Origin of the sequence: Novosphingobium flavum, assembly GCF_014230315.1 — a bacterium.
Classification (GTDB): domain Bacteria; phylum Pseudomonadota; class Alphaproteobacteria; order Sphingomonadales; family Sphingomonadaceae; genus Novosphingobium; species Novosphingobium flavum.
The window spans coordinates 1-12,357 of record NZ_JACLAW010000011.1 but is presented as its reverse complement, the minus strand read 5'-3'; the positions used below and the strand labels follow the sequence as shown (position 1 = coordinate 12,357).

The following is a 12,357-nucleotide window of genomic DNA, read 5'->3' as shown; positions in this document are numbered from 1 at the left end:
ATGGCAATGGGCATGAAGGCATACCAGGCGCATATCGGCGGCCAGTGGACGGGTTCCGCAACATCGCGGCACTTTGAAAGCGACGATCCTTACACGGGAAGTCCTTGGGCCTTGATTCCGCGGTGCGATGCCGAGGACGTAGACCGGGCGGTTCGCGCTGCGCACCGGGCGTTCCCGAGCTGGGCGAGGTTACTGCCGACGGAAAGAGGGCGGCTGCTGCGCAAACTGGGCGATTTGATCGCAGAACACGCGGATCATCTGGCCGCCATAGAGGTGCGCGACAATGGAAAGACATTTGCCGAGGTGCGGGCCCAGATCGGCTATATTCCGCAGTGGTATTATTATTTTGGCGGTCTGGCCGACAAGATAGAAGGCGCGGTTATTCCAACCGACAAGAAGCAGCACTTCAATTATACGCGGCATGAGCCGCTTGGTGTCATCGCCGCCATAATCCCCTGGAATTCGCCGCTCTTCCTGACATCCTGGAAGTTGGCGCCAGCCCTAGCCGCCGGCAACACGGTCGTGGTCAAGCCGTCCGAGTTCACATCCGCATCGGCGTTGGAACTGATGAAGCTCGTTGATAGCGCCGGCTTTCCTGGTGGCGTCATCAATGTCGTAACCGGTTTCGGCGATGAGGTCGGCGCGGCGCTCGTGGCCCATCCGTTGGTGGCCAAGATCTCGATAACCGGGTCGGACAGCACGGGGCAGAAGATCTACGAGGCGGCCGCGCGCCATCTGAAGCCGGTGAGTATGGAACTGGGAGGCAAATCGCCGAATATCGTTTTCGATGATGCCGAGTTCGGCAACGCCCTGAATGGCGTGGCATCCGGCATTTTTGCAGCGGCCGGGCAGGCCTGTGTCGCGGGGTCGCGTTTGCTTGTGCAGGAATCCGTGCACGACAAATTCGTCGACGCATTGGTCGAATTGGCCTCGAAGGCCAAGGTCGGCAATCCGATGAGCCCGGATACCAAAATCGGGCCGCTGGCGAACCGCCCGCACTATTCCAAGGTGCTCGACTACATCGATATCGCCCAGAAGGAAGGCGCGACAGCCGCGATCGGAGGCGCGCCGCCCTACTCGAGCGATTTCGGCAACGGGCTTTTCATCAAGCCGACGATATTCACCGGCGTGAGCAACAGCATGCGCATCGCGCAGGAGGAGGTCTTCGGGCCGGTCTTGTCGGTCATCCCGTTCAAGGATGAAGACGAGGCATTACAGTTGGCCAACGACTCCCTTTATGGCTTGGCATCCGGTGTCTGGACCAGGGATGTCCGCCGCATGTTCCGGATGATCGAAGGCCTTCAGGCCGGGACCGTCTGGATCAACACCTACAAGACCGCGTCCTACCTGACGCCGACCGGCGGCTACAAACGCAGCGGGTTGGGGCGGGAGAATGGGCAAGAGGCAATCTGGGAATATCTGCAGACCAAGAGCGTCTGGATTTCCACTGCGGACGAAGTGGCAAATCCGTTTGCGTAGCCAAGGCCTTTCGTAATTTTGCATATTTTGCTTAGTTTATATGATTTGTTGGGATTGAGTTGATTAAATTATTGTGCGCGTAATCACGAAATAATTAAATGCGCGAATGAATATGGTTTTATGAGTATATTATATGTAGCGCTAAATAGCGGATTAAAGAATCTGCTATTTAGAGAAAGCGTTCGTGCGCCAAAAAAAGTTCTGCAATTTCACAATAGATTTATTTCAGTCGCTAAGGCCAATTCTTCTTGGGTGGTCTTGATTGAAGTCAAATTTTGTGCATTAAAAATGGTCACCAATATCGGGGACGTAAATCGCATCCAAGTGAGCCGTTGTCCGAACCGAGGGAGGATTTACATGAGGCACCAGTTCGTCGTCGCCCTGCTTGTCAGCGGCTCTGCGTTTGCTTTCCAGACTGCGCATGCGCAGTCGGCCGCCGATCCGCAGCCCGCTCCCGAGCTGCAATCCTCCGCTTCCAGTGCGCGCAGGGATGAGGAGATTATCGTCACGGGATCCCGCGTCATTTCCAACGGCGACAACAGTCCGACGCCAATCACGATCATGTCGACCGAGGCGCTGTCGGCGTCAAAGCCAACTACGGTGTTCGAGGGGCTGCTCGAAAATCCCTTGGTCGCGGGTGCCAATGGGGGCAAAGTAGCGAAGGGCGCCGGCCAGGGCGGCACCAACGCGGCCGCGGCAACCCTCAATCTGCGCGGGTTCGGGCCAACCCGCAACCTGGTGCTGCTGGACGGGCTTCGCGTGCCGGCGCAAAATCTGGACGGTACCGTGGATCTCAACCAGATCCCGCAATTGCTGCTGAAGCGGGTGGACATTGCAGCGGGCGGCGCGTCGGCGGTCTACGGTTCGGACGGCATCACCGGTGTCGTGAACTTTGTTACTGACACCAAGTTTGTCGGCGTCAAGGCCAACATTCAGACCGGCATCTCCCAGCGCGGGGATGACCCGACTTTTGATACTGGCCTTGCCTTCGGCACCCAGTTGTTTGGCGGCCGCGGTCACTTCGAGGCGAGCGTTCAGTACCATCGCGAGGGGGCGGTATTTCGCAATGACCGGCCCAATGTCCAGGTTACCGGGAATGCTGGATGGACGCTCCAGGGCAATGGATGTGCCGCTGGGGTAACGGCCTGCATACCGTTCTTCGTCGCCAATAATGTTCGGGATGGTGCGGGCACCTTCGGCGGCATTATTAACCAGATCGGCACTGTCGCGAATCCGTTCGCAGGCTACAATTTTGCTCAAGACGGGCTGGCGACACCGTTCGTGCCCGGTACTCCGGTTGGTGTCGGTAATAATCAGGTCGGCGGGCAGGGCGGGTTCAATCCGGAAATCGCCACCATGGTTGCGCAGCAGGATTTCATCCAGAGCTTCGCGCGTTTCGACTATGAATTGACGGACGACGTGAATTTTCACCTGGCTGGTTTCTACGATCTCGGTCACCAGCGCGCCTATATCAACAGCATGCGATCGAACGGGTCCAGCGCCTCATCGGCGCTCGCGACCGGCTTCAGGATGACGGTCGATAACGCTTTTCTGCCGCCCAGCATGGCAGCGGCGATGAAGTCCGCCGGGGTAACTGTCTTTAATCTCGGAAAATACTTCCTTAATTCGGTAACGCCGGTCACAAATGTCAGTTACACGAACCGGAACATATATGTTAATCCGGGTTTCGATGGATCTCTTGGAAAGTTCAAGTGGCAAGTAGGTTACATTTACAGTGACGTCCGCCAGTCGAATGTTTCGAACAATTCCTGGAACACCGCGAAGCTGTTCGCCGCCCTCGACTCGGTGAATGTGAACGGTGTGCCAACCTGTTGGGTTCTGACCCAGCCCCAATATGCGGCCAATTTCAAGGGCTGCGTGCCCATGAACATCTTTGGCCCGACGGCGACGACAAAAGCTTCGCTCGATTATGTCCTGCAGCCTACCGAGTATGTCGGAATTACCAATTCGCACGACGCTACGGCCAGCATCAGCGGTCCACTTTTCGATAATTGGGCCGGCCCCGTCGTCCTCGCCCTGACCGGGGAGTATCGCCGGCTCGGTTACGAACTGATCAGCGATGCGCCGCCGGCCAATGTGCTGCCGCTCGACTGCAATGGGCTGGGCGTACTCCCCTCCCGCACATCCTGTGTGCAACAGTCGGCCACCAACGTCGGGACGACGACAATTTTCCCGAATGGGACAGCGGCCCGCGCGCCGGTTTCCCAAAGCGTGCTGGAAGGCGCCGCCGAAGCTAATGTGCCATTGCTGAAAGACATATTTTTTGCGCGCAGGTTGGACGTCAATGTCGCGGCGCGCTACGCAAAATACGTATCGAATGGGAGCGCGGTGACGAGCATTCCCTACTCGAAATCATACTTCAATGCCTTGACTTGGAAAATCGGCCTGGATTGGGAGGTCAATGACTGGTTGAGGCTTCGTGGCAGCCGGTCGCGCGATTTTCGGGCACCGAACCTTAGCGAGTTGTACACTCCCGGCCGCATCCAGGGTCTGGCAACCGCTACCGACTACCTTACCGGAGCGCAGGTGGGCGTAACTCCGGGATATACAGCAAACCAGCAACTTGGCGGCAATCCTAATCTTAGACCGGAAGTCGGATATACTTGGACTGCCGGCTTCGTGGTCAAGCCAGTGCCCCAGTTCAGTCTGGCGGTCGATTACTATAATATCGTCATCAACAACGCGATCACGCAGGTCGACGGATCGCTGCCAACCATTCAGAACGCATGCTACGACAGTGGCGGCTCGTCGCCCTACTGCGCGCTGCAAGTGCGACCGGGCGGGTTCGGCCGCACGCCTGCGAACCAGGCGGTCTCCAATTCGGCAACATTGTTTTATACGCAATTGCCGTTGAACATCGCGAAAGCCTCGACCTATGGTTGGGACTTCGAAGCGAATTACCGCAGCGAATTGTTCGGCAAGCCATTGTCGATCCGTGCCCTTGTCAGCTACCAGCCGAGCCTGCGCGCCGTGCAAACAAGCACGCCGACGACTGACGCGGCGGGCGTCTCCATCCCCAAGGTCCGGCTGCAGGCCAGCCTCAGCTATAATGTCACCGATGCATTCCGGGTCGACTGGTCGACGCGCTGGCGCAGCGGGATGAAGAATGTCGATCCCTTGCTGGGCCTTCAGGTGGCTCCCGGCAGTGAGGACGTGGCCGCGGTATCCTTCTCCAACCTCAATCTGTCGTACCGCGTGTCGCTCGACGGCAGCGGCGATCCCCAGTCGCACAATGTCCAGTTCTTCCTGAACGTGTCGAACATATTCGACCAGAAGCCGCCGGTTTATACGCCGTTCACGAATACGACGCCGTTTGCGCCGCCCACGGGCGCCGGTCAGCCCGGGATCGGGTTCTATCCTGCAGACGACGCCATCGGGCGGGCATTCTATGTCGGCGCAAGGGTCGCATTCTGATGGGACGGCCTGTGAAGCACTTGGCATCGGCGTTACTGGCATGCTCCGGCGTGTTGGCATCCGCGCCGGCATGGGCCGACCTGGGCGCGCCCGTCCGCATCGAAGGCGGGCTCGTCGCTGGGGCGGTTGCCAAGGATCCCGCGATACGCGTGTTTCGCGGGCTTCCCTTCGCGGCAGCGCCGGTTGGCAACCTGCGTTTCCGGCCGCCGGCCCCGGTGACGCCGTGGCAGGGTGTGCGTGCGGCGTCGAAGCCCGGGCTGGTTTGCCCACAAGTGCGCACGCCCGACATCGAGGGGCTCGTGATCGGCGAGGATTGCCTCAACCTTGACGTCTACACTGGCGCCACAAGCAGCCGCGAACGCCGGCCGGTGATGGTGTGGTTCCATGGCGGCACGCGCGGAGCGGGCGGCAGTTCCCAAGAAATTTTCGACGGAAGCGCGTTGGCTAAGAAGGGGGTCGTAGTCGTCGTCGTCAACTACCGGGGCGGCCCCCTTGGCATGTTGGCGACGCCGGAACTTTCGCGGGAAAGCGGCCACAATGCCTCGGGCAATTATGGGCTGATGGACAATGTCGCCTCGCTGAAATGGGTGCAGCGGAACATCGCCCAGTTCGGTGGGGATCCTGCGAAGGTCACGATCTTTGGGGAATCGTTTGGCGCCGGAACGGTCAATTTTCTGTCGCTGACACCCGCCGCCAAGGGACTGTTCAAGCGCAGGATCACACAGAGCCACTCGCTCTACTCGCGCGATCCCGTTCTGCAGGAAAAAGGCACCCGCTATGTCTCGCTGCAGGACGGGGAGAAGGCGGGCGAACGGTTCATGCAGATCCTCGGCGTCAAAAAGGCGGCGGAACTGCGGCAGCTGCCCTGGCAGAAGCTGTTCGATGCTTTTACCGCCAGCTTCAACCAGATATCGTGGACCTATGTCATCGATGGCTACGTGCTGCCGCGCAACTATTCGCAGACCTATGCGGCAAACGCTCACGCGGATGTTGATGCGCTGACGGGTGAAAATCGCGACGAAAATGGTGCTGCCGCGGATACGGCCTTCGACCGGGTCGCCGCCGGCGCGGCCGTCCCGCCATATTCGCTCTCGCTTTTGCCCCGTTCGGAATATCTCGCCTTCGTGCACCAGCGCTACGGCGCAATGGCGGACGAATATCTGAAGCTCTATCCCGCCGACACCGACCGGCAGGCCTTCGAAACGGCCAATGCGGCCATTCGCGACAACATCCAGATTTCGCCATGGATGTGGGCGCAAGAGACCACGCCGAAGCGCGACAAGGCCGTCTTCATTTACATGTTCTCCAAGGCTCCGCCGGACCCTGATCACGACGTGCGCGGCGCCTACCACGGAGCTGACGTCCGCTATGTCTTCGACAATCCCCAGTCGAACTGGAGGGCGCAAGACCGCCGCGTCGCGGACATGATGTCGAGCTACTGGGTCAATTTTGCGAAGACCGGAAACCCGAACGGACGAGGTCTCCCGCGGTGGCCAGCATTCGACGGCAAGACCGAGCAGACGATGGAACTGGGAAACCGCTTCGAAACAATCCCATTCCCCAGCGCCGCCAAGATTGCCTTCTGGAAGCGCTTCTACGCGTCGCAACCGGCGCAATAGCAAACGCGGTGGGAACGGCGCGGAGTTCGCGTTGTCCATCCTCACGCGGGTTCGACTGACTACGGGAGAAAACGGATCATGACGAGGCTAGGAGCATTGGTGAAAGGCACGCTGGCGCGGATTTTCCTTGCGGTCGCGCTGCTGATGTCGGCGCCCGCACCAGCTGCGCTCAAGGGGCCGGTAAAGACGGATGCTGGGCAGGTGTCCGGCGCTGTCACGGATCCTTCCATCAGCGTGTTCCGGGGCGTGCCTTATGCCGCGGCGCCGGTCGGAGACCTGCGCTTTCGCCCGCCGGCGCCGGTCGTGCCATGGAAGGGAGTGCGTTCGGCAGAACGTCCCGGCTTGATTTGCCCGCGACTGCCTTCGCCTAACGGTCCTTCGTCGCCCAACGACACGGGCAACCTGCCCATCGGCGAGGATTGCCTAAATCTCGATATCTACACCGGCGCGCAGGGCGGCGGCGAGCGGCGGCCGGTCATGGTCTGGTTCCACGGAGGGACGCGCGGCGCAGGCTCCAGCTCGGCCCCAACTTACGAAAGCACCGCGCTCGCGAAAAAGGGAGCGGTCGTCGTCTTGGTCAATTTTCGCGGTGGCCCGCTCGGTTTTCTGGCGACGCCGGAACTGTCACGCGAAAGCGGTCACAATGCCTCGGGAAACTATGCCCTGATGGACGATATCGCGGCGTTGAAATGGATCAAGCGCAACATCGGGGCATTTGGCGGAGATCCTGGCAATGTCACGATCTTCGGGGAATCGCTCGGCGCAGGAACGGTCAATTTCCTCGCCCTGTCGCCATTCAGCAAAGGGCTTTTTCAACGCAGGATCACGCAAAGCCACTCCCTCTACTCGCACGATCCCATGATTCAGGACCATGGCACGCGCTCTCAGACGATGAAGGAAGCCGAAGCTTCGGGAGAACAGTTCATGCAGCTCGCCGGAGTGAAGACAGCCGCGGAGTTGCGTCGGTTGCCTTGGGAAAAGATCTTTGACGCCTTCGCCCGCAGCTTCAAGCCGGGGCCGCTGACCGGCTTTGCGAACGAGATGCCCTGGACCTACGTCATCGACGGCTACATCGTGCCGCACAATTATACCGATACCTATGCGGCCCATGCGCAGGTGGATGCCGATGCCCTGACCGGCGAGAACCGCGACGAGAATGGCGCCGCCGCAGATACGGCTTTCGCACTGGTTGCCGCTGGCAAGGCGACGGCTCCGCGCTATACCACCGCCCTGCTGCCTCGCTCGGAATATCTCGCCTTCGTGCACCAGCGCTACGGCGTGATGGCGGACGAATATCTGAAGCTCTATCCCGCCGATACCGACCAGCAGGGGTTCGAGACCGCCAACGCCGCGAGCCGGGATAGCGGACAGCTTTCTTCCTTCATGTGGGCCGAGCAGGTCACGCCGGGGAGCAAGAAGCACGTCTACATCTACCGCTTCAGCCAGGCGCCGCCGGGACCGAACCACGACGTGACGGGCGCCTATCACGGCGCGGACCTGCGCTACGTTTTCAACAATCCGCTCTCCAACTGGACTGACGAGGATCACCGGGTCGCGGACATGATGTCGAGCTACTGGGTCAATTTTGCGCGAACCGGCAACCCCAACGGGCCGGGTTTGCCGAATTGGCCGGCATTCGACGGCAAGACGCTGAGCACGATGGAACTGGGCCGAAGCAATGCTCCCATCCCGTTCCCCGAACCTGCCAAGGTCGACTTCTGGCGACGCTACTACGCGTCACAGCCGGCGCTGTAGCAGGCGCTGTCAATTCCTCCGCTGACCGCAGGAGAAATGAATCATGGAAACCCACAGAACCCTCGGAAAATGCGCGTCTTTGCAAATTGCCATTGCGGCCGGGCTGTCCATGTCGGGGCAGGCACAGGCGGCGCTGAACGGGCCGGTAAGGACTGATGCGGGCCTCGTGTCCGGAACGGTCACAGATCCGTCGATAAGCGTGTTCCGCGGCGTGCCCTATGCAGCGGCTCCCGTTGGCGATCTGCGCTTCCGTCCCCCGGCTCCCGCCGTGCCCTGGCAGGGGGTTCGATCGGCGGAGCACCCAGGCTTGGTTTGCCCTCGCGCGCCCGAGTACAATTCGGGGCCCAACAGTTCGGGCGACCTCCCCGTCAGCGAAGATTGCCTTAACCTCGACATTTACACCGGTGCTCAAGCGGCCGGTGAGCATCGGCCGGTCATGGTCTGGTTCCATGGCGGAACCCGCGGGGCCGGTTCAACCTCGAACCCCACCTTTGACAGCACCGCGCTGGCGAAGAAGGGGGCTGTCGTAGTTCTGGTGAACTTCCGCAACGGTCCGCTTGGCCTATTGGCGACCCCGGAGCTTTCGCGTGAAAGCGGGCACAACGCATCGGGAAATTACGCCCTGATGGATGACATCGCGGCGCTGAAATGGATCAAGCGCAATATCGGGGCATTTGGCGGAGACCCTGAAAATGTCACGATCTTCGGGGAATCGCTCGGCGCAGGGACGGTCAATTTTCTTGCCTTGTCCCCATTCTGCAAAGGGTTGTTCCAACGCCGGATTACGCAGAGCCATTCGCTCTATTCGCACGATCCTTCGATGCAGGATCATGGCACACGTTCACAGACGCTGAAGGAGGCCGAGGCTTCGGGCGTGCAGTTCATGAAGTTGCTGGGAGTGAAAACGACCGCAGAACTGCGCAAATTGCCGTGGGAGACGATCTATGCTGCGTTCGTACGCAGCTTCAAGACCGGCCCGTTGACCGGCTTCACGAATGACATTCCATGGACTTACGTCATCGATGGCTACGTCATTCCGCGAAATTATACCGACACTTTCGCGACCCACGCCCAAGTGGATGCGGATGCCTTGACCGGCGAGAACCGGGACGAAAACGGCGCCGCCGCCGATACGGCATTTGATTTGGTCGCGGCCGGAAAGGCCATGCCCCCACCATACAACACCGCGCTGCTCCCACTACCGCAATATCTTGCATTCGTTCACCAGCGATATGGAACGATGGCGGATGAGTATCTGAGGCTTTATCCCGCCACCAGCGCCAAACAGGCATTCGAAACCGCCAACGCTGCCATTCGGGACAGTTCGCAGGTTTCGCCACATATGTGGGCGGAGCAGGCCATGGCGGGGAGCAAGAAGCATGTTTACATTTATCGCTTCAGCCAGGCACCCCAAGGCCCGGACCACGACGTAACGGGTGCCTTTCATGGCGCTGACCTACGCTACGTATTCAACAATTCGCTTCCCGACTGGACCGATGAGGATCATCGCGTCGCGGACATGATGTCGAGCTACTGGGTCAATTTTGCCAGAACCGGCGATCCGAACGGACCAAACTTGCCGAAGTGGCCGGCGTTCAATGGCGAGAAGCTGAGCACGATGGAACTGGGCGGCAGCTATGCTCCGCTCCCATCTCCCGATCCCGCCAAGGTCGATTTCTGGCGGCGATACTACCAGAGCCAGCCCCCGCTTTGAACGCAGACGGAGCACCAGGTCCGATGGTTGGAATGACGCATGAACGAGACGGGCAGGCCGCGCAGGAAATGCGGAGGACATCCTGTTGGAGCGGCTTGCCGGATCAGCCCTACGCGGGGGTTCCGAGCATGTCGCAACTGCGTGCATTCGCGTCGGTGGCGGAAATGCGGAGCATCTCGCGAGGCGCTGCTGTTCTGGGCCGCTCCCAGCCGGCGGTTACTCAGGCTATCGCAAATCTCGAAACGGCCTTTGGCGTGACCCTGTTCCTGCGGCATCGTGCCGGCGTTGTCCTCACCGATGCAGGCCTGATCGTCCAAAACCGCGTCACCCGCCATTTTGCCGAAATCAGGGAGGCGGCCATCGAATGTGGCGCGGGCCGCGCCTGGACGCGGCCGCAGGTGGACGCGATGGTCAACTGCCTGACCCGTCCGTTAACCACGGCATTGCTGATGATCGACGAGCTGGGGTCTCTCCCCCGTGCAGCGCATCTCCTGCAACAGCGTGACGAGACCCTGCGCAAAACGGCTGCAAGCCTTGAGGCCGTGTTGAATGTCAAGCTTTTCAATCGGGAGCCCTATGGCATCAGGACTAATTCTGCGGGCAAGGCGCTGGCCGCGCGGCTCCGGCTCGCCATGCGAGAACTCGAAGCTGCCAGAGAGGAGGTGAACGCCGGGTTCGGGATCGAGAACGGATGCATCCTGGCCGGCGCCATGATGCTTGCGGGCAATCAACTTATGACCGCGGCGCTGCAGCGCTTTACTCAGCGTTACCCGCAGGCGAGCGTCTCTGTGTCCAACGCAGGCTATGACGTGCTTCTCGATCGCCTGATGCGTGGCTCCATCGACTTTGTCGTGGGCCTGCAAAATCGGCCATCGCCCGCCGAGAACGTGGTCGAACAGGTAATCGCGGCCGATCCGTTCATGCTGGCGGTCCGCGTCGGTCACCCGCTGACCTTGCGGTCGGTCGTCCGCAAGGCCGACTTGGAACAGCATGACTGGGTGCTTGCAGCGCCGGGCACCGTCCGCCGCGACGCTTTCGATGCTTTGTTTGCAGATGTGCCAAAGCCGATCTGCCGGGTTGAGACGCACTCGATTATCACGATCCTGTCGCTGCTCGCGAACAGTGATGCCATCGCAATCCTGACGCAGTCCGAACTTCAGCTCGACCAGCAATTGGGCGGACGCTTGGAGGCGCTGAAGTTCGGGGCGCTGCTGCCGGGTTCCAGCATCGCCATGATCACCCGCCGCGGTTGGCTGCCGACCAGGCTGCAAACCGCTTTTGCCCAGTGCGTGGCCGAATGTTCCGCCGGCAAGGAGGCGCGCTAGCAGGAGGGGCATGGCTGATCGTCTGGCCGGCATGCTGACGAGCCGGGCTGGTCCAGTGCACCGTCAGGCGGCAAACGGGGGCCGCTGCCGGCCCCCGCCGCCCCTCATCAGGCTTCGGGATCGACGAAGAGTTCGTCGATCGACATCCGGCGCGGGGTGAGCTGCTGCTTGAAGGCAGTTTCCTCGAGCGCGCGGATGGTCGGGAGGTTGGCTTCGAGGCCGTAAGGCAGCGGGTCCGGCCCGACGATCGCGCGGACCGCGGCGTAGCGCTTGTCGGTGGCGTTGGTGAGCTCGCCCTGGTCAAGGCCGGCCAGCCACTGATCCTTGGCTTGCGAGAAGGCCTTGAACAGCGACTTCGCGACCCACGGGTGCTCCTTGAGCACCTCGTCCTTGACGACGATCGTGCCGTGCATCGGCCAGATCCCGGTGCGGCGGAACCAGTCGGCCTCGATCTCCTCGAAGTTCGGGAAAAGCTCGGGATAATCGGCCGCTTCGGCCTTCCATCCGCCGGTCGGTGCGCCCGAGCGGCCGATCCCGGCATTGGCGGCAAAGCCCGCCGCCAGATCGCCGGCCGCCATCATGTCGGCCAGCGAGCGGCCTTCGGGAGCATGGATCACGTTGGGCGGGAGCGTCATCTGGGTGACGTGCTCCTCGTCGTCCACCACCCAGGTGACCTTCGAGCTGTCCACCCCGTATTCGTCGATCAGGATCTGGCGGGTCCAGACCCCGGTCGTCACCGAATAGGCGCGCACGCCGACCTGCTTGCCCTCGAGGTCCTTGGGCGAGTTGATCCCGGCATCCGGGCGCACGAGCAGGCCGCGATGGTGGAAATTGCGCATGACGAAGATCGGCAGGGCCGTGAACGGCGCACCGTAGGCCTTGGCGATGATGTAAGTGGTGGGTGCCAGTTCGCAGACGTCGAATTCCAGATCGCGCACCATCCGGCGGAAGGCGCCGATCTGCGGCTGGACGGTGATGATCTCGGCATCGACGCCTTCGATCGGGATCTCGCCGCTGCGAACGGCGGCGG

The 12,357-nt window shown here is 60.9% G+C and carries 7 protein-coding genes; 6 read left to right on the top strand and 1 reads right to left on the bottom strand.

What is annotated here, in order from left to right:
* From H7F51_RS14040 to H7F51_RS14015, 6 genes are all read left to right on the top strand, one after another.
* Positions 1 to 1,479, top strand: a complete 1,479-nt coding sequence (locus H7F51_RS14040; RefSeq protein ID WP_221774152.1) for an aldehyde dehydrogenase — start codon at positions 1 to 3, stop codon at positions 1,477 to 1,479.
* Between the two features lie 357 nt (positions 1,480 to 1,836).
* Positions 1,837 to 4,914, top strand: a complete 3,078-nt coding sequence (locus H7F51_RS14035; RefSeq protein ID WP_185664944.1) for a TonB-dependent receptor plug domain-containing protein — start codon at positions 1,837 to 1,839, stop codon at positions 4,912 to 4,914.
* 11 nt (positions 4,915 to 4,925) lie between these two features.
* Entirely contained in the window at positions 4,926 to 6,533 is a 1,608-nt protein-coding gene (locus H7F51_RS14030; protein WP_185664943.1) for a carboxylesterase family protein, read from the top strand.
* A 99-nt stretch (positions 6,534 to 6,632) separates the two neighbouring features.
* Entirely contained in the window at positions 6,633 to 8,288 is a 1,656-nt protein-coding gene (locus H7F51_RS14025) for a carboxylesterase family protein (protein WP_185664942.1), read from the top strand.
* Between the two features lie 43 nt (positions 8,289 to 8,331).
* Positions 8,332 to 10,002 carry a carboxylesterase/lipase family protein gene (locus tag H7F51_RS14020; RefSeq protein ID WP_185664941.1) on the top strand — a complete coding sequence of 557 codons (1,671 nt, stop codon included), beginning with the start codon at positions 8,332 to 8,334 and terminating at the stop codon, positions 10,000 to 10,002.
* 128 nt (positions 10,003 to 10,130) lie between these two features.
* Positions 10,131 to 11,327 carry a LysR family transcriptional regulator gene (locus H7F51_RS14015; RefSeq protein WP_185664940.1) on the top strand — a complete coding sequence of 399 codons (1,197 nt, stop codon included), beginning with the start codon at positions 10,131 to 10,133 and terminating at the stop codon, positions 11,325 to 11,327.
* Positions 11,328 to 11,434: 107 nt separating this feature from the next.
* On the opposite strand, the gene H7F51_RS14010 is transcribed toward H7F51_RS14015, so the two are convergent.
* On the bottom strand, positions 11,435 to 12,357 hold a 923-nt coding region (locus H7F51_RS14010; RefSeq protein ID WP_185664939.1), incomplete at its 5' end, for an ABC transporter substrate-binding protein.